Origin of the sequence: Corallococcus sp. AB045, from assembly GCF_003668895.1 — a bacterium.
Taxonomy (GTDB): domain Bacteria; phylum Myxococcota; class Myxococcia; order Myxococcales; family Myxococcaceae; genus Corallococcus; species Corallococcus coralloides.
The window spans coordinates 1-24,402 of the sequence record NZ_RAWN01000150.1 but is presented as its reverse complement, the minus strand read 5'-3'; the positions used below and the strand labels follow the sequence as shown (position 1 = coordinate 24,402).

Genomic DNA, 24,402 nt, shown 5'->3' with positions numbered 1-24,402 from the left:
GCCTGGACCTCTTTGGATAAGCCCCCGCCCGCATGTCCCCCTGCCTCCAGAATGCGTTTCTCTTGGATGACAGGGAGCGGGCGGGGGCTTATCCAAAGAGGTCCAGGCAGCGCGCACCCGAACCACCGAAAGCGTCCAACGCATGAAGCTGTTGCTGGCAGGCCGACGAGGAGCAAGCGATCCGCTGTTCGCCCCCCCGGAGGCGTCCCTGTCCTGGCTGCAACGCGTGGAGGCGTGGTTCCAGCAGGTGGCCGAAGGCGTGCTGGAGGGCACCCGCATCGAGGAGGGCCCCCAGGGCGCGCCCGTGCTGCGCCTGCGCCTGCACCCGGCCGCGGCGGAGGTGTCGCTGCTCGCGACGACCCAGGAGCGCATCGTCGTGTCCGCGGACACCAGCGCCGCGGGGCCCGGCTACCACCGCTACCTGGTGGACCTGCTCAAGGGGCTGGGCGACCTGAACGGCATCTCCTGGGCCCCGCCCGACGAGGACGTGGGCGTGGGCGACGCCACGGGCTACTTCCACACCGGTGACGTGGACCTGGTGGAGAAGCACTTCCTGGGCTGGCTCCAGCACTCGGTGGGGCAGGTGCTGCGCATGCGCAGCCTGGGCAACTCCGGCTTCGCGCTGTCCATGCGCTTCGGCCACACCTTCCAGCACCCGGGCGCGCTGCTCACGCCCCTGGGGCCTCGCGACGAGCGCTGGCTGCGCACCGTGCACGAAGACCCGCGACAGGGCACGGACGTGTTCCCCTGGTGGAACCCCGGCGTGGACGCGCGCGAGCGCTTCACGCGCGCCCTGTGCCGGCTGTGGACGGACGTCGTCTGGCGCCCGCCGCTCCTGGATGAAGAGCGCCAGCGCCTGCGCGACGTGGCCCGGCTGCTGGAGCAGGCCTGGCGCGAGGACCCCTCGCTCCCGTACCCGTGGCGCGAGTGGCAGGAGGTGCTCGGCTACCTGGGCATGGGAGGGACGGTGGCGGAGGAGGTCCACCGCCGCGCCCTGGAGTCGCCCGGCGTGGGGCCGTCCATCGGCTACCGGCGGGGCTCCGTGCAGGTGGTGCTCCCCGAGGGCTGGGAGATTCGCATCCCCGGCTCGCTGGCGGAGACGCGCCTGCAGGACGGCAGCTGGGTGGCGCGCGACCACCGCCGCACCGTGCGAGTGGTGCCCCTGGAGGACTCCGCGGAGGAGCAGCTGGCGCCCACCAGCCCGGAGCGCAAGGCCCTGGAGCTGGAGCACCACGGCGCCCGCGTCAGTGGCCGCGCGTCCCTGCACGTGGGTCCCGGCGAGTGCCGGCTGACGGCCCTGTGCCGCTCGGGCAACCGCCGTGCCCTCTGCGTGGTCAGCTTCGATGATCCGGACGAGCAGGACTGGGCCCTGGGCACCTGGCGTTCGCTGGACCACGCTGTCGCCGCCTGACGGTCCGATTGTTTGAGGACCGACCCCTTGCAAAAGCGCTGTCCGGTGGACAGTCAGCGCACCCGGACGTCTTGCCGCATCGCGCAGTCGCACCCACATTCCGGCGGCAGTTTCCCCACGGAATCGAGTGAGACGCATGAGTGGCAAGCGGGAGATCTGGCCGGGCAAGCCCTGGCCTCGCGGCGCGACCTTCGACGGCTCGGGCACCAACTTCGCGGTCTATTCGCAGGTGGCCACACGCGTGGAGGTGTGTCTCTTCGACCGGGCGGACCCGACGAAGGAGATTGAACGCTTCGACCTGCCGATGAGCACGGAGTTCGTCTGGCACGGCTACGTGCCGGACCTGGAGCCCGGGACGCTGTACGGCCTGCGCGTGCACGGGCCCTACGAGCCGGAGAAGGGGCACCGCTGCAACCCGCACAAGCTGCTCGTGGACCCCTACGCCAAGGCGCTCTACGGCGAGGTGGACTGGAAGCAGCCGGTGTTCGGCTACCCCCTGGACCACCCGAAGAAGGACCTGATGCGCGACGAGCGCGACAGCGCGGCCGGCATGCCCAAGGGCGTGGTGGTGAGCGACTTCTTCGACTGGGGCAATGACCGGCGCCTGGACATCCCGTGGCGCAAGACGGTCATCTACGAGGCCCACGTGCGCGGCCTCACCATGCGCCACCCGGGCGTGCCGGAGCACCAGCGCGGCACGTACGCGGGCCTGGGCTCGCCGGCCATCATCGAGCACCTGCAGAAGCTGGGCGTCACCGCGGTGGAGTTGTTGCCGGTGCAGGAGTTCGCGGACGACTCGTTCCTCAACGACAAGGGCCTGTCGAACTACTGGGGCTACAGCACGCTGAACTACTTCGCGCCCGAGCAGCGCTACGCCAGCCGCAAGACGCCGGGCGGCGCGGTGGCGGAGTTCAAGTCGATGGTGAAGTCGCTGCACGCGGCGGGCATCGAGGTGCTCCTCGACGTCGTGTACAACCACACGTGCGAGGGCAACCACCTGGGGCCCACGCTGTCGTTCAAGGGCATCGACAACGCGTCGTACTACTGGACCATGCCGGAGGCGCGGCACTACCTGGACTTCACCGGGTGCGGCAACAGCCTCAACGCGTCCAACCCGCAGACGGCGCGCTTCATCGTGGACAGCTTGCGCTACTGGGTGGAGGAGATGCACGTGGACGGGTTCCGCTTCGACCTGGCCACGGTGCTGGGGCGCAGCGGCAAGGGTGGCTACGACCCGAACGCGCCCATCTTCCAGATCATCAACCAGGACCCGGTGCTGGGCCGCGTGAAGCTCATCGCGGAGCCGTGGGACGTGGGCTTGGGCGGCTACCAGGTGGGCGGCTTCCCGTCGCCGTGGCACGAGTGGAACGGCAAGTACCGGGACGCGCTGCGCAAGTACTGGAAGGGCGACGAGAACCAGGCCGCGGAGGTGGGCTACCGGCTCACGGGCAGCGCGGACCTGTTCGCGGCGGCGCGCCGGCGTCCGCAGGCGTCCATCAACTTCGTCACCGCGCACGACGGCTTCACGCTGCACGACCTGGTCACGTACAGCAGCAAGCACAACGAGGCCAACGGCGAGCACAACCGCGACGGCGCGGATGACAACCAGGCGTGGAACTGCGGCGTGGAGGGAGAGACGGACGACAAGAACATCATCTCCCTGCGCGAGCGCCAGAAGCGCAACCTGATGGCGTCGCTCTTCCTGTCCACGGGCGTGCCGATGATTGTCGCGGGCGACGAGATGGGCCGCACGCAGCAGGGCAACAACAACGCCTACTGCCAGGACAACGAGCTGTCGTGGGTGGACTGGAACCTGGACAAGACGCGCCAGGACCTCCTGGAGTTCACGCGCAAGCTCATCCAGTTCCGCCACGGGCAGCCGGTGCTCCAGCGCCGCCGCTTCTTCCAGGGCGAGCACCTGTGGGAGTCCGAGCACAAGGACCTGGCGTGGTTCCGGCCCGACGGCACGGAGATGGGAGCGGAGGACTGGCAGAAGCCCTTCGTGCGCTCGCTGGCGTTCCTGCTGGGCGGCGACGCCATCCCCACGCCGGACGAGCGAGGCCAGCGCGTCAGTGGTGATTCGCTGCTGGTGCTGCTCAACGCGCACCATGAGCCGGTGACCTTCACGGTGCCGCCGCCGGGCGAGGGCGGCGCGTGGCGGCTGGAGCTGTACACGGCGGATGACAAGCGCGGCGATGAAGAGATGAAGCCCGGGAAGTTCGAGATGGCCGGGCGGTCGCTCGCGGTGTTCCGCAAGCCGGGGAGCAACAACACGCCGTGATACGGTGCCCGTGCTGTTGATCAGGAGCGCACTGCATGGCGGACGAAGGGGACGGCGGCAGGAGTGAAGAGGCCGCCGTCGCGCGGGTGTACGGAGAGATTGCGTCCGCCTACGAGGTGCTCTACCCGTCCCTGCACCGCTACGGCGACCGGGTGGAGCGCTTCCTCGCGGACGTGATGAAGCCGGGTCTGCGCGTGCTGGACATGGGCTGCGGCCCGGGCCTGCACACGCGCGGCATGGACGCGTCCGTGGACGTGGTGGGCCTGGACGTGGCGCCGGAGATGCTGGAACTGGCGAAGCGCTCGCGGCCGTCCGGCGCGTGGCGCGTGCACAGCTACATGGATCCGGTGCCGGAGGACCTGGGCGTCTTCGATGTCGTGCTGGTGATTGGATGCCTGGATTTCTGTGACGACCTTCCGCGCGTGCTGGGTCACCTGGGCCGCGTGATGAAGCCGGGCGCGCGGATGTTGTTCACGGTGCTGGAGCGCAGGTCCGGGGTGGAGGCGCATGAAGCGCCCACTCGACGGGTGCGCACGGCGGACACGGATGTGACGCTGCACCTGTGGAGCGCGGAGGAGACGGCGCGCGCGGTGGTGGCGGCGGGCCTGCGGGTCCGCGACTACGCGCACGGGCCGGGCTGGGAGCTGATGGCCGAGGAACGTGTGATGTGGTTCGGCTGGTGGGACGTGACGCGCGGCTGAAAGGCCCATCCTCGGAGGATGGGTGATGTCCGCTGTCTTCCTGCTAGGGGCAATGCGGCCAGATGCACCCCATCTCGATGTTCACGAGCGTCACTCGTCCCTCAACCACGGACATGAACGGGTCGTCCCCACCGCACACGTTGACGCCGTTGCTGTCATAGGCATGCACCTGCACCCACCAGGCCTGCGACACGTAGACGTCGGTGAGGGTTGTCCCCTCGATGACGCCATCCCTCACGTTGAGCGGCAGGGGCCCGACACCTGGGACCGGGTTGCTCGGATCACCCGCTCTCATGGTCACCGTCGCCGTCGCCACGGGACATGGGTCCTCTCCCATGGAGATACGCAGCTCCACGGAACCCATGCGCCAGCCGGCGTCTGCGCCCCCGGCGTCCCTGCCTCCAGCGCTTTCCTCCCCACAAGCCCCGAGCAGCGCACAGCTCACGCCCAGCAACACGCCCCACACAGCTCTCTTCATGGGTCCTCCGAAGTGCGCATGGAACGCGCGGTACTTGGACACATGAGCCCCGGTGCCTGGGACATGAGCCGTCAGGATTTTCGCGCGCCCGCGTCTGGTGGCCCCGTCGGCAAGCTTCAGGGGGCGCACGGGGTTGTCCCGAGGCGTCCGGTTCCATGCGGGGGCGCTTTGCGCCGGTGCATGAGACTCGGACGTTCCTCACGGCCATCACCTCCGGGTGTTCCTGCCACCATCGAAGGCCGTACCGGTCGCACGCCACCGTGAGGCGCGCATGGCTGCCCTTGGCTGGGCAAAAACCCGAACTCGCTCAACGGTAGAGCACGAGACTCAAGATCTCGCATTCGAAGGTTCGACTCCTTCGTTCGCCGGGACCCCGTCGTTTCCGCTGGTGCCAACGCGAGTCCACCGCGTCCTCCTCTCCACGCCGCACACTGGCCGGTCGCCAGGGCCTCCGGAGGCTTCCGTGCTGTTCGCGGAACGCTCCAGTCGCCGTCCGTGACCGGCATCCGGTGCGGAGGTTCGGGAGGCTGAACGCGGATCCGGACGGTCTGTTCGCGCGAAGCGCTCGTGGGGCGGCGGGGTCCTTTTCTCCAGCCGCCGGGTTGCACTCTTTCTTGTCGTCGAGGTGACGTGTCATGGGTATCGGTCGGGTGGAAGTGGCGCAGAACGAGCGGCTGTTCGTCGTGGTGAACGGGAAGGCGGAGCAGTACCTGGGGCCGGGCCGGCACTGGGTGGTGCGTCCGTTCCAGAACGTCCGCTACGAGCGCGTGCCGCTGGAGCCACCGGTCACCCGGCTGGATGAGGCCAAGCTCGCGTTGGTGCCGGAGAAGGACCTCCAGGTGCTGGAGCTGGGCGCGGACGAGCGCGCGGTGGTCTTCCATCACGGCCAGCCGGTGCGGTGGCTGGGTCGGGGTCAGCACCAGGTGTGGACGGCGCAGCGGCTGCCCGGTCGAACCGGTCGGCCCGAGACGCCCACCGTGCGGGTGGAGCGCGTGGACGTGTCCGGGGTGGCGACGGAGCCCCCGCGGGACGAGGTGCGCGCGCTGATTCCGGCCAGTGACTACGTGGAGACCACGGCCACGGAGGGCACGGTGGCGCTGCGGTACGTGAACGGCGTGCTGGACGCGGTGCTGCCGCCGGGCCGGCACGCGGCGTGGACGGTCGCGCACAAGGTGCAGTTCGCGATCATCGACCTGCGCGAGAAGCTGCTCCACGTCACTGGTCAGGAGGTGATGACCAAGGACCGCGTGACGCTGCGGCTCAACCTGTCCGCGGCGTACCGGGTGGTGGACGCGCGGCGGCTGGCGGTGGTGGCACGGGCGCCGGATGAAATCCTCTACCTGGCGATGCAGCTCGCTGCGCGCGAGGCCGTGTCCACGCGCACGCTGGACGAGCTGCTGGCGGCGCGCGAGGCGGTGTCCACGGAGCTGTACGCGCAGGTGAAGTCGGGGGCGGAGGGCGTGGGCCTGGAGCTGCTGCGCTTCGGCATCAAGGACGTGGTGCTGCCGAAGGAGATGAAGGACCTGCTCAACCGGGTCATCCAGGCGCAGAAGGAAGCGGAGGCCAACGTCATCCTGCGGCGCGAGGAGACGGCGGCGACGCGTTCCATGGCGCAGACGGCGAAGGTGCTCGCGGAGAACCCGCTGCTCGTGCGGCTCAAGGAACTGGAGGCGTACAAGGACCTGGCCGCGAAGGTGGGTCAGGTGCACCTCGTGCTCGGTGAGGGCGCGGTGCCCACGCTGCAGCTCAAGGGCGGCTGACACACGGTCGTGTGGCTTCACAGCCACACAACCCGCCTTTTCAGAGGGGAACCGGGGTTGGCCCGGGGGCTGCAATGTCCCCGGGCACACCCTGAAACCAAGGTTCCCGACCATGCGAGTCCTGCTCGCCACGCTCTTCGTCTGCCTTCTGGCCGTCCCGGCCTCCGCTCAGCAACCCTGCCCTCCGGCCGCTTCGCCCACCGCGGGCGTCGCCCAGGGCACCCTGGTGGCTCGCTTCCGTGCGCAGCCGCAGCAGGCGGACACCGAGGCGTGCCCTGACAGCGAGCCGCGCACCTTCAGCCTCAAGCACACGGAGGTGGACGCGGAGGTCAGCGGGTTCCTCGCTTCCGTCACCGTGACGCAGGTGTTCGAGAACCCCTACAGCGCTCCCCTTGAAGCGCTCTACGTCTTCCCGCTGCCGGAGCTGGCCGCCGTGGATGGCATGGAGATGCACCTGGGCAATCGCGTCATCCAGGGCGTCATCCAGACCCGTGAGCAGGCCCGCGACACCTACGAGCGCGCCAAGGCCGAGGGCAAGACGGCCGCGCTGCTCGACCAGGAGCGGCCGAACATCTTCACCCAGTCCGTCGCCAACATCCTCCCCGGTGAGACCATCCGCGTGCGCATCCACTACGTGGAGCGCCTCACCTACGACGCCGGCACCTACCGCTTCAGCTTCCCCATGGTCGTGGCGCCCCGCTTCATCGGCGGCACGCCGCTGCCCACGCGCCAGGGCGAAGGCGTGGAGCCCGACACCACCTCCGTCCCCGACGCGAGCCGCATCACGCCCCCGGTGATCACCGACACGCGCAGCGGCCAAGACATCCAGCTCACCGTGCGCCTGGACGCGGGCCTCCCGGTCCACTCTCTGCGCTCCACCACCCACCGCGTGGACGTGAAGCGCGACGGCCAGTCCCGCGCCACCGTGAGCCTGGGCCGCGATGACCGCATCCCCAACAAGGACTTCATCCTCGAGTACGTCGTCGCCGACGCGCTCATCCGCCCCGCCGTCCTCATGCACCGCGAGCCCGGCGCGGACCACGGCTACTTCCTGGTGATGCTCAACCCGCAGCTGTCCCCCACCCAGCGGGAGATCGTCCCGCGCGAGCTCTACATGGTGCTCGACACGTCCTGCTCGCAGTCCGGCCTCGCCATCGAGAAGTCCAAGGCCATCACCAAGGAAGTGCTCAACCACCTGATGCCCGAGGACACCTTCCAGGTCCTCAACTTCGACACGCAGGTGACCAAGTTCGCGCCCACCGCCGTCCCCGCCACGCCGGAGAACATCCAGAGCGCCCTGCCCTATGTCGCCAACTTCTGGGGCGGTGGCGGCACCGACGTGCGCATCGCCGCCCAGGAGGCCATGGTCCCCGCCAACGACCCCACCCGCCTGCGCATGGTGCTCTTCATGACGGACGGCCTCATCGGCGGTGACGAACAGGTGCTCGGCACGCTTCAGCAGCACCTCCGCGAGGAGACGCGCATCTTCTCCGCTGGCGTGGGCTCCAGCACGAACCGCTACCTCATCACCAAGATGGGCGAGCTGGGCCGCGGCGCCTCCACCCTCGTCAACCTCAACCGCCCGGAGGAAGACGTCGCCCGCGAGTTCGAGCAGCGCATGCGCGGCCCGGTCCTCACCTCGGTCGTGGTGGACACCGAAGGACTGCCCGTCAGCGACGTGTACCCGAAGTCCGTGCCGGACCTCTTCGCCGGCCAGCCGCTGTTCCTCGTGGGCAAGTTCACCGGCACCGGTGACGGCGTCCTCCGCATCTCCGGCCGCGTGCGTGGCCAGGTCCGCCACTTCGACGTGCCCGTGCACTTCCCCGCAGTCGCCCCGGAGCACGATTCACTCAAGAGCCTCTGGGCCCGCCAGCGCATCGAAGAGCTCACCGTGGAGGGCTACCGCGGCGAGACGCCCGAAGTCGTCCAGGGCATCACCGACACCGCGCTCCAGTACCACCTGATGAGCCGCTACACGTCCTTCGTCGCGGTGGAGCAGGTGGCCCGCACGGCCCCCAACGGCGAGTCGGTCCGCGAGATGGTCCCCGTGCAGCTCCCCGACGGCATGGTCTCCGGCGCGCTCAGCCGCGAGGAGATTCCCCCCGGTGACCCCATCATCTCCGTGCGCGCCCCGCGCAACGCCCGCCGCGTCACCGCCTACTTCCCCTTCGGTCTGGTGAAGCCGCTCACGTTCGACACGCTCACCCGTTCGTGGCGCGGCCGGTTCCTCGTGCCGCTGGGTGTCTCGGATGGCTACTACACCGTGTTCATCATCGCGGAGCTGGCGGACGGCCGCGTGGAGCGCAGCGAGGTTCGCTACCGCCTGGACTCCCAGGGCAACGACTTCGACGTCGTCCTCTCCCAGAAGGAAGTCGTCCCCGGTGACACGCTGACGCTGGACGTGGACGCGGTGGAGGCCACGCAGGAGGTCAGCGTGTACGGCGATCTCTTCGGTGAGGACCAGCAGCTGCTCGACTCGCAGGACGGCCTGCGCTTCAACAAGTCGCTGGTCATCCCCGAAGGCACGCCCGCCGGTTCCTACGAGCTGGTGTTCGTCGCTCGCGACGCCGCCGGCAATCGCTTCGAACGTCGGGAGACGCTGCGCGTCATCCACGCTCGGCGTGACTGACCCACGAATCAATCTCGGATACCCTGGCGGTCCGTTTCGGCCCCGCGCCTTCACCGGCGCGGGGCTTGTTGCTTTCGCACCCGGCCGCGAGGAGTCCTTCGATGTCGTCGTCCCTGCACTACACGCCCAACCTCCGCGATATTGAGTTCAACCTCTTCGAGTTCCTGGACATCGGCCACACGTCGCTGGGCAAGGCGCCCTTCGGGGACCTGGACGAGACGGCGGCCCGGCAGACGCTGCAGACGTTCGCGCAGCTGTGCACGCAGGAGCTGGCGAAGAGCTTCGACGAGTCCGAACACAACCCGCCGAAGCTGGAGAACGGCGAGGTGAAGCTTCCCCCCGGCCTCAAGGCCGCGATGGGCGCCTACTACGACGCGGGCATGCACCTGTTGGAGACGCCCCCGCACCTGGGCGGCCTGGGCGCGCCGCCGTCGCTGGGCTGGGCCGCGTTCGAGCTGCTCCTGGGCTCCAACCCTGCGCTGGCGTTCTTCACGCTGGGCAACCTGCTCGCGCGCGTCATCGACAAGCTGGGCACGGAGTCGCAGAAGAAGCGCTTCCTGCCGCACATCCTGGACAAGCGCTGGAGCGGGTCCATGGTGCTGACGGAGCCGGACGCGGGCAGCGACGTGGGCGCCGCGCGCACCAAGGCCCGTCAGGTGGACGGCGACGTCTGGGAGATTGAAGGCGTCAAGCGCTTCATCACCAACGGCGAGTCGGACATCGCGGAGAACATCGTCCACATGGTGCTGGCGCGTCCGGAAGGCGCGGCGCCGGGCACCAAGGGCCTGTCGCTCTTCGTAGTGCCCAAGTACTGGGTGAACGAGGACGGCAGCCTGGGCGAGCACAACAACGTCGTGTGCACCAAGCTGGAGAAGAAGATGGGCCTGAAGGGGTCCGTCACGTGCGAGCTGACGTTCGGCGACGGCAAGCCCACGCGCGGCCTGCTGCTGGGCGACGTGCACGACGGCATCCGGCAGATGTTCCACATCATCGAGAACGCGCGCATGGCGGTGGGCCTCAAGTCCATGGCCGCGCTGTCCGCGGGCTACTACCGCGCGCTGTCGTTCGCGAAGGACCGCGTGCAGGGCAGCGACCTGGGGAAGGCGCGCGACAAGACGGCGCCGCGCGTGAACATCCTCCAGCACCCGGACGTGCGCCGCATGCTGATGGCGCAGAAGGCGCACGCGGAAGGCCTGCGCGCGCTGGCCCTGTTCACCGCGTCCGTGCAGGACCAGGTGGAGCTCCAGGGCGGCCACCGCTCCACCGCGGCGGGCGAGGCGGACGTGCTCAACGACATGCTGCTGCCGCTGGTGAAGGGGTACGGCTCGGAGAAGGCGTATGAGCTCTTGTCCCTGTCGCTCCAGGTGCACGGCGGTTCGGGCTTCCTCACGGACTATCCGGTGGAGCAGTACATCCGGGACCAGAAGATCGACTCGCTCTACGAGGGCACCACGCACATCCAGGCGCTGGACCTGCTGATGCGCAAGGTGGCGCGTGACGGCGGCGCGACGCTGATGGGGCTGCTGGAGCGCGTCCGCGCGACGGCGGATGGCGACGAGGGCGGCCCGGAGCTGAAGACCGAGCGCGCCGCGCTGGGCGAGGCGGTGGGCCAGTTGCAGACGCTGCTCGGCACGCTGATGGGCAAGCTGGGCGAGTCCGTCTACCACGTGGGCTTCCAGGGCAACCGCGTGCTGTTCGCCGTGGCGGAGGTCATCATCGGCTGGCTGCTGGTGCGCCACGCGGCCGTGGCGCTGGAGCGGACGAAGACCAACCCCGGCGACAAGGCGTTCTATGGCGGCAAGGTGGCCAGCGCCCGCTGGTACTGCCATGAGGTGCTGCCCGGCATCGCGCACGCCGCGCGCATGGTGGAGAACGGCAACCTGGACCTGATGGACCTGCCGGAAGAGTCGTTCTAAGGGCCAGCGTCAGGCGTTGGCGGCGCGCGTCTCGTGGCGCGTCGCCAACCGCCGGTGCGGACAAGCGCCTCGACAGGGGGCGGGCGCGGCATCGACAATGCCGGGATGATCACCCTGTATGGCTTTGGCCGCGTCCATTCGAAGGTCGTCGGACTCACGCGTGACTTGCGCGTGCTGTGGGCCCTTGAAGAACTGGAGCTGCCCTACCGGGTGCACGGCGTGGATCATCCCGCCGGGGAGACCCGAGGAGAGGCGTACCAGCGGCTGAACCCGTTCCGTCAGGTGCCGGTGCTCGATGACGACGGCTTCGTGCTCACCGAGACGGGCGCCATCCTGCTGTACCTGGCGGAGAAGACGGGCCGCTTGATGCCCACGGACTTCCAGGGCCGCGCCCAGGTGACGCGCTGGTGCTTCGCCGCGCTCACCACCGTGGAGCTCCCGCTGTCGCAGATCATCATGATCGACCTGCTCGGCGCCTCCGACCCCACCGGAGCGCAGCGGCGTCCCGGGTTGGTGAAGTACGCCGAGCACCACCTGACCACGCTCGAGGACCTGCTGCGGGAGCGACCCTACGTCGCCGGCGAGGCGTTCACCGTGGCGGACATCCTGATGACCACGGTGCTGCGCGAAGTGCGCAACGCGGGCGTGCTCGAAGGCTTCCCCCGCGTCTCCGCCTATCGCGAGCGCTGTGAGTCACGGCCCGCCTGGAAGCGGACGCTGGAGGCCTATGAGCAGCGCCTCGGAGTCACGGCGGGCAGCGCGCGCTAGCTGCGCGCTCAGGGTTCCAGGTCGGCGACAGAGAAGGTGTAGTCACCCACGCCGTTGAAGAAGGCTTGCCCGGGGAGGAAGAACATCTCGACCGTATGACGACCTCCCTGCGTCACCTGGAGGTCGAACGTGTCGCTCCACCCATAGGGCTTGTACGGCTCCGTCTTGTACAGCAGCTCGCCCCCGGGGCCACTCACTCGCATGCCGCAGTTGTTGGAGGAGCTTCCCGTGCAACTCAACCGGTAGGTGCGGTCCGCGACGGCGTCCAGCGCGAAGACATCGACATCGCCAGTGGGCACGATGGTCCCCGAGACGGTGGTGCCGACGGGCACCGGGGTGGCTTCCGTGAGGGTGTTCGCGAAGTCGTCTGGCCCCAGGTCCAGCAGCCAGTATTTGTAGGAGGGGCTGAAGAAGGAGGGGGAGGCGGAGAAGGCCTGCACGCGGGCGTACACGGTGCCTTCCTGCGTGGCGAGCACGGCCGCCTGGTAGACCGAGCTCCCCCCCGAACCCGCCGAGCCCGGCAACCTGAGCCCGTCCGCGCCGAGGAGTTCGACCCTGCAGGCCGGGTCGTAGCTGGACTTGTTGCTGGAGCAGCTGAATTGGAAGATGCGGCCGGGCGTGACGTGGAACGAAAACAAGTCCACGTCCTCCATGGTGTCCAGGTTCGCGTCCCCCGATTGAGAGGGCTCCATGAGCTCCACGGGGGTCGCGGCCTCGACGTAGTCCCCATGGTCATCCCCCTCGCGCACGTCCCGCCTGCAGGACAGGTCCGCCGGGACGTAGCCCGTGGGGCATTCGCACGCGGCCTGTTCGGAGGACGGCACGCACTGGCCCGGACCGCAGTCGGCGTCCTCGCACGGGTCGGACTCTGAACAAGCACAGAGGATGGCGAGCGCGAGCGTCATCGCCAAAGAAGAAACAGAACGCAGCATGTCGTGGACTCCAACGGAGGCCCGGCCCCAATCCCCCCCGCGCGACCATCGTTCGTGAAGGGCGACAGGGTCAACAGGCTGCTGGCCTGGGGCCTCGGGTGCGGCTCGGGGGACACACACCGGGCTGGCCCGGGGTTCGCAATAGGGGTGGCGCATGATGCTCTCCACCCTCACCGCGCTGACCCTCGCCGCCACCGTCACCAACACCGAGACCGTGCACGACCTGGAGCCGTTCGGCGGCCACGTCGTGGCGTGCACCGAAGGCGGCCTGGAGCTGTTCACGCCCGCGGGCCGTCCGGTGCGCGTGCTCACCGTGGAGGACGGACTCCCGAGCCACTACTGCCGCGCGCTGGAGTCCACGGGCGACCGGCTCTTCGTCGCCACGGATGAAGGGCTCGTATCTCTGGATGCCCGCTTCCAGGTGACGCCCGTGCTGGACGTGCGCTGGCAGGCGCTGCCTCCCGCCGAGGACGCGAGCACGCCGGACTACGTGAACCGGCTGGAGTCGCTGGCCTCGGTGCTGACTCCGGGTGCGACGTACACGGCGTTCTCTCCGCGCTTCGCGGGCACGGCGGAGGGGCGACTGTTCGAGCTGGGCACCCAGCGCGCGTGGTCACTGCCGGGGCCGGTGCGCTTCATCTCCGACACGCACGACGGCGTGGACGTGGGCACCACCGAGGGCGCGTTCTCCATCAGCGCCAGTGGCCGGCTCTCCGCGCTGCGCGACGTGCCCACCGGGCCGCTGTCGTTCACCGTGACGGAGCAGGGCGTGCGCATCGTGGGCAGTCACGGTGAGGTGCACGCGTGGGAGACGGAGTCCGTGCCGCTCCAGGCCGTGAGCGTCCCCAAGGGCGCCACCGTGTTGAACTCAGAATGGGCGGGCACGCGGACCTCCGGCGTGTTCAAGCTCGGGCCGAAGGGGTGGCGCCGCGTCACCTCCACCGGGCAGCTCTGCGGCAATCACATCACCGCGCTCGCCCGGCATCAGGGGCGGCTGGTGGTGGGCACGTTCGACCGGGGCGCTTGCTGGCAGCGCGAGGACGGCAAGTGGCAGACCGTCCGCGCGCCCTCGCTTCCCAGCGACCAGGTGCTGGGCATCAGCAGCGATGGCCCGAACCTCTACGTCGCCACCACGTATGGCCTGGGCTTCCATGATGGAAAGACGTGGACGCAGATTGCTTACGGGTCTCGCAACCCCGTGGCCCTGGGGAAGCTGTCCGTGCTCAACGTGTCCCAGATGGATGACGGCGTCGCGCTGGTGGATGGCCGGGGTGTGTCCCTGATCACTCCCGGGACGTCTCCCCTGTCGCTTGTGAAGCGGCTGCCGCTGCCGAAGGAGTGGAGCAAGCACCCTTCCGTGGGTGAAGCCTCGGGCCGCTTCCTGTGGATGGGCAGTGAGGACCGGGGCCTGCTGCGCTGGGACGGCGCGAAGTGGCAGCGCTTCCACGACGGCCGCGACCTCACCGACAACTGGATCACCGCGCTGTCCACCGACGCGCAAGGACGCGCCATCGCGGGCACCTGCCAGGATGGCTTCAGCTACTTCGACGGCGCGAAGTGGACGCGCGTGCGCGCTGCTCCCGGCCTGCCCTCCTCCGCGATCGTCTCCGCCGCGCTCGTGCCCGGTGGGGCGCTGGTGGGCACGCTGCTCGGCGCGTCGTACTTCGACGCGGCCACGGGGGAGACGCGGGCCCTGCCGAAGCTGGCCGACCCGCGCGTGTACGCCGTGCTCCCCGACGGCGACTCCGCCCTCTTCGGCACCGAGGGCGGACTGTCGAGCACGACCTGGAAGGCCGTCTCAGCTCCGGCCCTCAGTCAGCGCTGAGGCTTCGGCGCCGTGCCTCGCGCGGCCAGTTCGCGCTCCACGTACAGCCGCAGGATGTGCATGAAGTCCTGCGCGTTCGTCACCACGCCGAAGGCCTGGTGCGTGCCCCGGTCCTTCAGCTTGCTCACCACGAACTCGGACGAGTCCACGCAGATGGTGGGCAGCTCGCGCAGGCTGCCGTCCTTCTCCGTCACGAACGCGGGCAGCATGTTCCCCGTCGCGATGGCGTGCAGCGCCGTGGCCACCAGCACCGCCATCGTCGCCTTCACCGCGTGCCTTCGCATCGCGTCCTGCGCCGCCAGGTTGTCCGTCACCACGTCCGGCAACGGCCCGTCATCCCGGATGGAGCCCGTCAGCACGAACGGCACCCCGTGCTTCACGCACGCGTGCATGATGCCGTTGGTGATGACGCCCGCCTCCACCGCCTTCGCGATGGAGCCCGCCTGCCGCACCCGGTTGATGGCGCGCATGTGCAGCCCGTGCCCGCCCGACGTCGCCTCGCCCGCGCCGCTCATGCCCAGCGTCGTGCCGTAGATGGACGCCTCGATGTCGTGCACCGCCACCGCGTTGCCCGCGAGCAGCGCCCCCACGAAACCGTTCTCCACGAACCACGTCATGTCCGCGCGCGCCCGCGAGTGCACCAGCGCCGGCCCCGTCACCCAGATGGGATAGCCGCCCCGCTCGCGCTCCTCCACCAGCAGCCGCGCCATGTGCGCGTAGTCGATGGGCTTCTCGCGCGACACCTCGCTCGTCATGAACTTGAACTCGCCCTCCCCGCCCCCCGCCAGGTAGGCCATGTTCACGTAGACGCCCTCGCTGCCGTCCTCCGCCTTCCCCACCACCACGCGCTCGCCCGCGCGCACCCGGCGGCCCTCACGCACCCAGAGCTCGCCCTGCGCGTCCAGCACCAGCGCGCCGTCCATGCGCGGCTCGCGCGGCATCCGCCACCGCCCGTCCACCCGCACGTACGTGGGCAGGTTCGTCGTAGTGAAGAAGCCCTCCGGCAGCACGCCGTCCGCCGGAGCCGGGGTGAAGCGCGCGTCCGGGTAGCTGGTGAACCGCGCCGCCGTGAAGTCGGGATGAGCAATGGTCGTCACCCCGCCACCATGCGCGGGCGCTCCCACCCGTTCAAGGGTGCCGCACGTCGCCATCCCCTTGGATTGTTTCCCCTTTCATAAGGGCCACCCACCTGGACGCACCCCGTCAAGAATGGCGCCCCGCAACCGCCGCGCGAATCCCGGGTTCAAGCCTTCAAGGACGACGCGCTGGCACTGAGGCCCGCGCCCATCGAGGAGGAATCACCATGAAGCGCAACGGACTGGGGATGCTCGCGGCGGTGCTGGGCCTGACGGTGGCGCTGCCGGCCGTGGCCGCGGAGGCCGACCGGCGCCAGGTGAACCAGCAGCAGCGCATCAACGAAGGCGTGAAGAGCGGCGAGCTCACGGGCCGCGAGGCCGTGCGCCTGGAGCGCCAGCACCGCTCGCTCCAGCGCGAAATCCGCCGCGACCGCCGGGACGACGGCCACCTGGACGCCGCCGAGCGCGCCCGCATCGACGCGAAGCAGGACGCCCTCAGCCGCCGCATCGCCCGCCAGAAGCACGACGCCCAGAGCCGCTGAATCCCCGGAAATTGCGCACCGCGACAAGGCCTCCCCGGGCGGCCCCCCGGGTGCCCTGCCGCCGGTGCGCGCCCTTTGGGGGGCCAGATTCCGCTCCGGGTACGCCCATTCGCCTGGATGTGTGCGCCTGGAGTGAAAAGCAGGTGGGGGACGCAACACCGGTTCTTGAACGGCGAGAATGGAAACAATCGCAGCCGGTGACCACCTCCGGGTCACTGCTCCTCAGGAGCCCCCCATGAGCTACCGCATCCAATCTGGCGACACCCTGTCTGGTCTGGCGAAGCGCTACGGCACCTCCGTGGACTCGCTGATGAAGGCCAACCCGGACATCCAGAACAAGGACCTCATCTACGCGGGCAAGACGCTGAACATCCCCGGCTCGCGCGACAGCTTCGAGCCCGGCACGCAGGGTGTGCGCGGTGGCGGTTCGGGCGGATCCAGCGGCGCGGGCAACGTGACGGCGCCTCCGGGCGGCGCGGGCCCGGGCACGCGCGGCCCCGGTGGCAGCCCGTTCGACATCGCGATGTCTCACATGGGCAAGAACGCCGGCTCGCTGAAGTACGAGACGAGTGGCGTGGGCGCGGACATGGAGGACTGGGTCCCCAACAACGTCAACTGCGCCAACTTCGTCTCCGCGTGCCTGGAGCAGGCCGGGCAGATCAAGGACAGCCAGCACAGCGCGTCCGTGATGACGCTCCAGGCGAACCTGGACCGCGACCCGAACTTCAAGCGCGTGGACCTGAAGGACGCGAAGCCCGGCGACGTCGTCTCCATGAAGGTGGGCAGCGGCCAGCACGTGGTGATGTTCGCGGGCTGGAAGGACGGCAAGGCCCAGTTCATCGGCTCCAACAACATCAACTCGGACGGCTCGCAGCGCATCAGCCTCACGTCCATGAACTACCCCATCATGTCCGTGCACCAGTACCAGGGCTGAACAGACCTGTAGCCTGAAGTCCCCGGTGGGGCCTTCGCCTTCCGCGCTCCTGGCGCCTGGAAGGGGGAGGCCCCATCCGCTTTTCGCGGGCATGGAGCCAGGCGCCTGCCCTCCAAGGCACCCGGAGTGGCGCGGGCCGCACATTGCCAATGGCCTATCGTCCAGGGCTGGACGTTCCCTGGACACGGGGTCTTTCGGACGGAGCCGGACGGGGGGAGGCTCCCGGAGCAATGCGAAGCCTCATCCTCCTCGTGGAAGACCATGTCGACAGCCGTGAGATGCTGGAGGAGTTCCTCACGCTGGAAGGGTTCGCCGTGGAGGTCGCCGGCAACGGCCTGCACGCCTGGGAGCGCCTGAGGCGCGGCCCCACACCGGACGTGATGCTGCTGGATTTGATGATGCCGGTGATGAGCGGCTGGGAGCTGATGGAGCGCGTGCAGAAGGAGCCGCGCCTGAAGAACCTGCCCGTCATCGTCGTGTCGGGCGCGGGCGCCACCCGCCCCGTGCCCCAGGGCATCCGGGCGTCCATCCCCAAGCCGTTGGATCTGGACGACCTGATGCGCGCGTTGGAGCCGTTCCGCTCCTCCCCGCAGTCGCAGTTAGCCGCCGCCTACTGAGCCGCGGCCGGCGGCGTCGCGGGCTGCGCCGGCTCGCGAGGCAGGAGCACGCGGAAGACGGTGCCTTCCGACGCGCGCGAGCGCACCTCGATGCGGCCCCCGTGGCCCTTCACCACCTGTTCGACGATGTAGAGCCCCAGCCCCAGGCCGCCGTGCGTGTTGCTGCCCGCGCCGCGCCGGAAGGGGTCGAACAGACGCGGCAGCATGTCCGGCGGGATGGGGTCTCCGCCGTTCTGCACCTCCAGCACCACGTGCGCGTCCGCGTCCGACAGCGTGAAGCGCACGGGTGAGTCCGGCGGGCTGTACTGGAGCGCGTTGCCGCCCAGGTTGCTCACCACCTGGAGCAGCCGGCCCGAGTCCCAGGAGCCGTCGTAGCGGCCCGGGCCCACGTTCAACGTCAGCGAGCGCTCCGGCCACGCCGCCTCCAGCTCCTCCACCGCCTGGCGCACCACCGCGCGCACGTCGCCGGGCACCCGCTCAATCGGGATGCCGCCGCCCAGCCGGCTGCGGGTGAAGTCGAGCAGCTCCGAAATCATCCGCGCCATGCGCTCGGTGGAGCGCGCGATGCGGGACACCGCCTTGCGGTCGCGCTCCTGGAGCGCGTCGCCGTGCAAGAGCTTGGTGACGGACAGCTGGATGGCGTTGAGGGGGTTTCGCAGGTCGTGGCTGACGATGGCGATGAGCCGCTCGCCGAACTGCGCCGCCTCCCGCGCCGCATCTTCCGCGCGGCGGCGCTCGGTGACGTCCACCAGCGTGACGACACCCGCGACGATGTGGTCATCCCGGTCACGCACGGGCGCGCTGGAGCCCAGCAGGTGCGCGGTGGTGCCGTCCGGCCGGCGCACCTGGAGCGGCTCCGCCTGCCGCGTCTCACCGGTGCGCAGCGCGCGGGCCATGGGCCACGCGTCGTCCGCCAGCGGCTGGTTGTCCGCGGTGAACATCTGGTGGGACGACTCGTAGTCCGCCAGGCTGGCCGAGGGCCGGAACGGCTGCCCCAGCAGCGACTCCAGCGCGCGGTTGCCCAACAGCAGCCGGCCGCTGGGCGCCTCCGCGATGAGCACACCCGCGGGGAGCTGATCCAACACCGCCGCCAGCCGCGCGCGCTCCGCCTCGATGGTGGCCAGCAGGCGCTGCCGCTCCGCTTCCGCATTCCGGCGCTGGGTGATGTCCAGCACCGTGGCGGCGCGACCCACGCGGCGGCCCGTGGCGTCCCGCAAGGACGTCACGTGCACGAACGCGGGGAAGCGGCTGCCGTCGCGGCGCAGGTGCAGCGCTTCGTATTCGTGGAACGGCTTGGAGCTGGCAGCGGCCATGTGCCGGGGCAGCGCGCCGCGCGACTCGGGCGCGACCAGGTCCTCCAGCCGCAGGCCCTTGAGCGCCTCCGCGGGCTGTCCGTGCATGCGCGCGAGCGCGGGGTTCGCCGCCACGAACGCGCTGTCCTCCGCGGCCATCACCGCCACGCCCACGCCCAGGTGCGTGAAGATGTCCTCCCACCGCTGGGGCCCGGACGCGTCCGGAGCGCCCTGCTCGCGCGCCGCCTCCGCCGCCTCGCGCGACGCGAGCATCCGCGCCTGGACGTGGGCCTCCAGCGCCGCGGCCTCCACCGCGTCCACGGCGTCGTGGAAGCGCTCCACCTGTTCTTCGTCGCCCGGGCCCCCGCCGCCCCGCTCCCGCCACAGCCGCAGCACCGTGTCGCGCAGGCGCCGGAAGTTCGTCGTCGTGGGGTGCCCGTTGGAGCCCTGCACCAGCAGCGACAGCTCGCGCGCCAGTGAGTCGGAGACGCGCGCGTCCGGGTTCGACATCCGCGCCGCCACCGCGGACAGCCCGTGCGTGAAGGTGTCGCCAGAGCCCGGGGCTTCGTGGAGCCACGCGTCCTGCAGGACGTCACGGGACTGGAAGAGGAAGTCGGCCAGGGGCAGGGACACGGTGCGAGGCTCGCGGGGCGAAGGGGACCTGGGCTGCGTCCGGTAGAAGAGGAGGTCACCTCCGACTTAGGCCCCCGCTTTCCATGCGACAAGGACCGTCTGACGACGTGTCAGGAGGAAGGCGAACGGACCAGGCCCAGCGGCAACAAGGCGGTCAACCGCAGGAGCCCCGCGTCCGGCTCCACGCGGTAGCGGACCTGGAAGCCGCAGGCGAGCACCGTCGCCCCCTCCCGCCCCGACGGCGGCACCGGCAGCCCCGGCATCCGGCTGGCGAGCGCCCCCAGCTCCGCCTGAAGCCGCTCACGCACCGCGGACGTACACGCCGTGAGCGTGCGCACCACCGGGGGTTCCAGCAGGCAGCGGTAGGCCATGAGCACCGCCAAGGGTGCGCATCTACAGCCCAACTACAAGATGACAGTGGCACGGTGACGCGAGCTGTCGGGCGCCGGGCGCCGGGGGGGAACATTCGCCGGGGCACACTGTCAGACAGGTGACGCTGGGGCTCCCGCCAGACCCGGGTCCGCTTCAAGAACCCGAGGAAAAACAGGTCGAATCGGGGGATGGCCCTGGGCGTCCACCACCTGCTGCTCGTCGAGGACGACCGGACCTGGCGAGAGGGTGTGGGCCGCGCGGCGCGTGAAGCGGGCTTCGTGGTGTCGTCCGTGGCGGACGGCGCGGAGGCGTTGGACTGGCTGCGTCATCGCCCGCGCGCGCAGCACCCGGACCTCATCCTCCTGGACGTGGTGTTGCCCCGGTTGGATGGATGGGAGCTGTACGGCCACCTGCGCACGGACGCGCGGCTGCGGCACCTGACTGTGATGCTGATGTCCTCGGCGAGCGGAACGCCGGACGTGCCGCTGCACGGGGTGGTGGGCTTCCTGCACAAGCCGCCGCAGCCGGAGGAGCTGGTGCGGGCCCTGGCCGAGCGGCTGCGCGAGCTGCCCGGGCGACCGAAGGAGCCCCCGCGCGTGCCGTACGTGCTGCGGCTGACGGACGAGTCGCTCTACGCGCTGCACGCCCTGCCGGCCCCGGTCCGTCACGCGGTGCGCGTGCACCTGTTGCGCGCCTCGGAGCTGGCGGCCTCGGAGCTGCCCCTGGCGTCGTCGTGGCTGATGGCGCTGCACAGCGAGCAGCCCTCGCTGCTGGTGACGGTGGAGGGCGTGCGCGTGGTGCTGGAGGTGGACGACGCTGGCTGCGCGCTGACGGCGAGCATCGTCATCGTGCCCAGCCACCTGCGCTGCGCCTGACGTCGAGGTTCACACCACCGGAACGCGGTGGACCTCGCCGGTGTGCAGGTCCAGCCACACCACGCGGCCGAGCAGGTCGTGGATGGCGCACCAGTCCTCCGTGAGGCGCACGACCTGGGGCGGGGTGCCGGAGAACTCCACCGTCACGCGGGCGTGGTCGGCGACGGTGCGCAGGACGGCCGTGTGCAGTTCGCCCTTCTGGAAGCGCGTCACGCGCCAGGAGTGCGAGAGCACCTCGCCCGCGCGCTCCGCGGCCCGCTGGGCCGGGCGGTGGAAGCGCCGCGCGCCGATGGGGGCCACGTAGGTCCACGCTCCGGGCTCCTCGCCCGCGGGCACCGCGCCGCGCCCGGCCATCGCCTCGCCGTCGGGCGTGAGCGCGAGGGCGTCCGGCGTCCCCCACGGAGCCGGCAGGTTCGAGCGTCCACGCAGGGTGGGGCCGCCCGGCAATTCGTAGCACCAGCGGTCCAGGTATTCGAAGACCTGCTCCGGGGTGAGGTGCAGGACGAGGAAGGACAGGTGCTTCGTGTCCACGGCCAGCCTGAGCACGACGCCGCCCTTCTCCGACACGCGCCACAGGGAGCGCGGCTCGGCGGCGAGCGTGTCCACCATGCTCACGGTGTCGCGCACGGCGGTGAACCACCGCTCCCCGTCGTAGGTGGGGGCCCACGCATCCAGCTCCAGGTCGCACCAGCGCGTGGCCCGGCGCTCCACCAGGTCCAGCCGCGACACGCGCCACAGGTCGCCCCGGCGCGCCAGCGCGAGGGCGCGGTTCCCCTGCTCGGACAGGACCAGCGAGAACGCCGGCACGTCGAAGCCCGCGAGCGTGCGTCCGTCCGGGCCCACCAGCCGCGCCCCTGCTTCCCCCAGCGCGAGCAGCACGCGCCGGCCCGGCAGCACCACGGCGTCATGCACGGCGTGGGCGCCCGCGTGGCTCCGGTCCATCCACACACGCACGTTCGGCAGGTCCGGCGACTCGGCCCAGGGCTGCTGGGGGGAGACCTTCGGCGCCGGCATGTCCGTGCGCAGCGCGGCCAACGCGGGGGCCTGCAGGCCGAGGAGTTGCTGGAGGAGACTCGCGTTGGAGGGGAGCCCTTCCACCGCCTCGTCGCGCATCAGCGAGCGGATGGTGGGGACGAGGAGCGCGTCGCGGGTCTCGGGGGCGCCCGCGCGCGGCAGCACCGTGGCGAAGGCCAGGCGTTCCGGGGCGCGCGCGGCGGTTTCATCCGACAGCAAGGTCTGGATGTCCTCCCGCGCGGCGTCCAGGCCGTCCGGGAACTCGAGCGCCAGGCGCGCCAGGAGCTTCGCGCCCCCCATGCCGCCGGCCTGGATGCCCCGCTCCACCCAGGTGCGAGCGAGGTGACGCGCGGAGGCCACCGGCCACACGACGTCCACCGCGCTCGTCCAGTCTCCGGCCTCCGCGAGCGACTCCGCCCACAAGAGGCGCAGGGCCTGCGCTTCGGCGGAGTGGGTCTTCTCCAGGCGCAGCACGGCGTCCGCGAACACGCCCGAGCGCCGGGCGATGGCCACCGCGCGCTCCACATCCTTCGCGAGGAACCACTGGCGCACCACGAGGCCCGGCGCGAGGTTGCGCCCCTCGGCGAGCTCCGCCGCGAGCTGGAGGCGGCCGTGGCTCTCCAGGAAGGACACGGCCTCTTCGGCCGCGTCCAGCAGCTCCGCGAGGACGAAGGCGGCCTCGTCGATGCGGCCTTCGCGCTCCAGGCGGCGGAAGGTCTCGCGGTAGCGCTCGCGCAGCGCCGCGAACACGTCGGGGCCTCCGCCGAAGGACTGCGCGGCACCGCCCTGGCCGTAGGGCTGGATGCGCAACTCCTCGCGCGGGCCGGGCACACCGAGCGCGAGCTGCGCGCGTGCGTCCATCGTCTTGCTCAGGGGAACGGCGTGGCGCAGGGCCTCGTCGAGGTTGCCCTGCTCGAAGAGCTCGAAGAGGTGGCGCAGGTAGTCCTGCTTGCGCTGCCCCAGGGGCGTGTTCTGGAGGAGCCACGCCTTGAGCCATTCGAGCGCCCCCGGGCCCTGCGGTTCGGCGGGGCGCGTGCCGGCGCCGGAGGTCCGCGAGCCCTGTGAAGCCGTGGCGTTGGCGTGTCCGAGCATCCCGGCGAGCAGCCGCGAGAGCCAACCGGCACGACGTGGGGCCAACGTGCTGCCCGGTGCGCCTTGCGTGTCCGTACGGAAGGCCTGTCGCAGCCGCGCGAAGAAGCCCTCACGGCGCACTGTCAGGGTGGCGTCGCCGGGCCTCCGCGAGAAGGCCCGCCGCAGCCGCGCGAAGAAGCCCTCACGGCGCACCACGGGGACCTCACGCCCCTCCATGCGCGCCAGCATGCGCTCCGCTTCGGGCGCGAGCGGGGGCACCTTCGGTCCGAACCGCTCGCGCGTGGGCGGCGGCAGGGGCTCCAGCGCGACCTCCATGGGCGGAGGCGGCGCGCCCAGGCCCTTCACCCGCACGCGCCGCCACTCCGATACGTCCAGCCACGTCCCCGGATCCACCTGGCGCAGCGCTCCGGGCCCATACATCCGCGCGACACCCTCGTGCACCAGCACGACGGCTCCCGGCGGAGGCGCCAGCCGCTCGCGCTCCTTCGGGCTCAGCGGCGCGCTGGTGAGCACGCCGGACTCCAGCACCAACGGCAGTCCCGGCGCGGCCTCCACCGCGCTCTTGCACGGTGTCGACAGCTTCAGCAGATGGCCCCCCGCCAGCGCCCAGACCGTGGCGCCGGGCCTCCAGGCTGCCAGCACGCGGCGGCGCGCCTCGGCCTCTCCCAGCAGCCCGGGGTGGAACCACCAGGCCGCCACCACCACGGTGCCCCGGTGCACCTGGACGCGAGGACGCACGGCTTCCGACGCAGGGCTCACGACGCGGCCTCAGGGACGGAGCGGTACAACATCGCCTGCTCCGACAAGTCCCACAACACGAACTCCCCCGCCCGCGTCAGCCATCCCAACACCGGCTGCGCGTGGCTCGCCGCGGCCTGCACCACGGGGCCATTGGCCACCGCGAGCGTCCGCTCCGGGGAGCGCGAAGAGGAGGTTTGCGAGAAGAAGAGGAAGCTGCGCTGATCCGGATCCAATGCGACCAATCCCGGAAGAGACGGAGCGGGAGGCTGCACCACGCCCACCACACGGTAGCCTTCAGGCATGAGGACGATGGCGGTGACCGGGTCGAGGAACAACCTCCAGATGAACTCCTTGTCACGAACCGCGAGCAGTCCCGCATCGAGGTGCGTTCCCGAAGGCGCGTAGCCGAAATACGCATCCCCCTGTTGGCTGCTGAGCGGGACCATGCGGGCCGGCTCCTCGCCCAGCATCTTGAGCCGCGAGATGCCCACCCCTGTCTCTGATACACATCTC

18 protein-coding genes, 1 tRNA gene and 1 pseudogene are annotated in these 24,402 nt (G+C 70.4%); 13 read left to right on the top strand and 7 right to left on the bottom strand.

Going from position 1 to position 24,402, the window contains the following annotated elements:
* The first annotated feature begins 142 nt into the window (after window positions 1–142).
* The 3 genes from D7Y21_RS29205 to D7Y21_RS29195 all read left to right on the top strand — a co-directional run bounded on the left by D7Y21_RS29205 (window position 143) and on the right by D7Y21_RS29195 (window position 4,393).
* Window positions 143–1,411: a hypothetical protein gene (locus D7Y21_RS29205; protein ID WP_121717055.1), complete on the top strand. Its 1,269-nt coding sequence runs from the start codon at window positions 143–145 to the stop codon at window positions 1,409–1,411.
* Window positions 1,412–1,547: 136 nt separating this feature from the next.
* Window positions 1,548–3,692, top strand: coding sequence for a glycogen debranching protein GlgX (gene glgX / locus D7Y21_RS29200; RefSeq protein ID WP_121717053.1), 2,145 nt, complete (start codon window positions 1,548–1,550; stop codon window positions 3,690–3,692).
* Window positions 3,693–3,727: 35 nt separating this feature from the next.
* A complete protein-coding gene (locus tag D7Y21_RS29195) occupies window positions 3,728–4,393 on the top strand; it encodes a class I SAM-dependent methyltransferase (protein WP_121717051.1) in 666 nt (221 codons plus the stop codon).
* Between the two features lie 43 nt (window positions 4,394–4,436).
* On the opposite strand, the gene D7Y21_RS41565 is transcribed toward D7Y21_RS29195, so the two are convergent.
* Window positions 4,437–4,709: a hypothetical protein gene (locus D7Y21_RS41565; RefSeq protein WP_147469407.1), complete on the bottom strand. Its 273-nt coding sequence runs from the start codon at window positions 4,707–4,709 to the stop codon at window positions 4,437–4,439.
* Between the two features lie 460 nt (window positions 4,710–5,169).
* On the opposite strand from D7Y21_RS41565, the gene D7Y21_RS29185 reads away from it, so the two are divergent.
* The 5 genes from D7Y21_RS29185 to D7Y21_RS29165 all read left to right on the top strand — a co-directional run bounded on the left by D7Y21_RS29185 (window position 5,170) and on the right by D7Y21_RS29165 (window position 11,944).
* A tRNA-Leu gene (locus tag D7Y21_RS29185) sits at window positions 5,170–5,239 on the top strand.
* A gap of 267 nt (window positions 5,240–5,506) precedes the next feature.
* Window positions 5,507–6,631 carry a slipin family protein gene (locus D7Y21_RS29180; protein ID WP_121717047.1) on the top strand — a complete coding sequence of 375 codons (1,125 nt, stop codon included), beginning with the start codon at window positions 5,507–5,509 and terminating at the stop codon, window positions 6,629–6,631.
* Window positions 6,632–6,743: 112 nt separating this feature from the next.
* Entirely contained in the window at window positions 6,744–9,260 is a 2,517-nt protein-coding gene (locus D7Y21_RS29175) for a VIT domain-containing protein (RefSeq protein ID WP_121717045.1), read from the top strand.
* A 101-nt stretch (window positions 9,261–9,361) separates the two neighbouring features.
* Entirely contained in the window at window positions 9,362–11,176 is a 1,815-nt protein-coding gene (locus D7Y21_RS29170) for an acyl-CoA dehydrogenase (RefSeq protein WP_121717043.1), read from the top strand.
* 105 nt (window positions 11,177–11,281) lie between these two features.
* On the top strand, window positions 11,282–11,944 hold the full coding sequence (locus tag D7Y21_RS29165; RefSeq protein ID WP_121717040.1) for a glutathione S-transferase family protein: 663 nt from the start codon (window positions 11,282–11,284) through the stop codon (window positions 11,942–11,944).
* Window positions 11,945–11,952: 8 nt separating this feature from the next.
* Here D7Y21_RS29165 and D7Y21_RS29160 read toward each other — a convergent pair whose 3' ends face one another.
* On the bottom strand, window positions 11,953–12,876 hold the full coding sequence (locus tag D7Y21_RS29160) for a hypothetical protein (RefSeq protein ID WP_147469406.1): 924 nt from the start codon (window positions 12,874–12,876) through the stop codon (window positions 11,953–11,955).
* 154 nt (window positions 12,877–13,030) lie between these two features.
* On the opposite strand from D7Y21_RS29160, the gene D7Y21_RS29155 reads away from it, so the two are divergent.
* Window positions 13,031–14,701: a hypothetical protein gene (locus tag D7Y21_RS29155; RefSeq protein WP_121717036.1), complete on the top strand. Its 1,671-nt coding sequence runs from the start codon at window positions 13,031–13,033 to the stop codon at window positions 14,699–14,701.
* Here D7Y21_RS29155 and D7Y21_RS29150 read toward each other — a convergent pair.
* Window positions 14,692–15,798 (bottom strand): hypothetical protein, encoded by a 1,107-nt coding sequence (locus tag D7Y21_RS29150; RefSeq protein WP_121717057.1) that lies wholly within the window; start codon window positions 15,796–15,798, stop codon window positions 14,692–14,694. The two genes, D7Y21_RS29155 and D7Y21_RS29150, sit on opposite strands and share 10 nt — an antisense overlap.
* Window positions 15,799–16,004: 206 nt before the next feature.
* Between D7Y21_RS29150 and D7Y21_RS29145 the strand changes: the two genes are divergently transcribed.
* The 3 genes from D7Y21_RS29145 (at window position 16,005) to D7Y21_RS29135 (ending at window position 17,870) form a co-directional block, all read left to right on the top strand.
* Window positions 16,005–16,319: a hypothetical protein gene (locus tag D7Y21_RS29145; protein WP_120575710.1), complete on the top strand. Its 315-nt coding sequence runs from the start codon at window positions 16,005–16,007 to the stop codon at window positions 16,317–16,319.
* 235 nt (window positions 16,320–16,554) lie between these two features.
* Window positions 16,555–17,253: a LysM domain-containing protein gene (locus tag D7Y21_RS29140; protein WP_014393250.1), complete on the top strand. Its 699-nt coding sequence runs from the start codon at window positions 16,555–16,557 to the stop codon at window positions 17,251–17,253.
* A gap of 230 nt (window positions 17,254–17,483) precedes the next feature.
* On the top strand, window positions 17,484–17,870 hold the full coding sequence (locus D7Y21_RS29135; RefSeq protein WP_120567543.1) for a response regulator: 387 nt from the start codon (window positions 17,484–17,486) through the stop codon (window positions 17,868–17,870).
* Here D7Y21_RS29135 and D7Y21_RS29130 read toward each other — a convergent pair.
* Window positions 17,864–19,795 (bottom strand): PAS domain-containing sensor histidine kinase, encoded by a 1,932-nt coding sequence (locus tag D7Y21_RS29130; RefSeq protein ID WP_233592021.1) that lies wholly within the window; start codon window positions 19,793–19,795, stop codon window positions 17,864–17,866. The two genes, D7Y21_RS29135 and D7Y21_RS29130, sit on opposite strands and share 7 nt — an antisense overlap.
* 110 nt (window positions 19,796–19,905) lie before the next feature.
* Complete coding sequence (locus tag D7Y21_RS29125) at window positions 19,906–20,166, bottom strand: hypothetical protein (RefSeq protein WP_147469405.1); 261 nt, start codon at window positions 20,164–20,166, stop codon at window positions 19,906–19,908.
* 189 nt (window positions 20,167–20,355) lie between these two features.
* Between D7Y21_RS29125 and D7Y21_RS29120 the strand changes: the two genes are divergently transcribed.
* The gene (locus D7Y21_RS29120; RefSeq protein ID WP_120567541.1) at window positions 20,356–21,042 is read left to right on the top strand and encodes a response regulator; all 687 of its coding nucleotides are present in this window, start codon (window positions 20,356–20,358) and stop codon (window positions 21,040–21,042) included.
* Window positions 21,043–21,051: 9 nt separating this feature from the next.
* On the opposite strand, the gene D7Y21_RS29115 is transcribed toward D7Y21_RS29120, so the two are convergent.
* Both D7Y21_RS29115 and D7Y21_RS29110 read right to left on the bottom strand, forming a co-directional pair.
* On the bottom strand, window positions 21,052–23,907 hold the full coding sequence (locus D7Y21_RS29115) for a bpX6 domain-containing protein (protein WP_121717032.1): 2,856 nt from the start codon (window positions 23,905–23,907) through the stop codon (window positions 21,052–21,054).
* Window positions 23,904–24,402: pseudogene (locus tag D7Y21_RS29110) on the bottom strand (hypothetical protein); the annotation flags it as partial. The gene D7Y21_RS29115 and the pseudogene D7Y21_RS29110, both read right to left, overlap by 4 nt.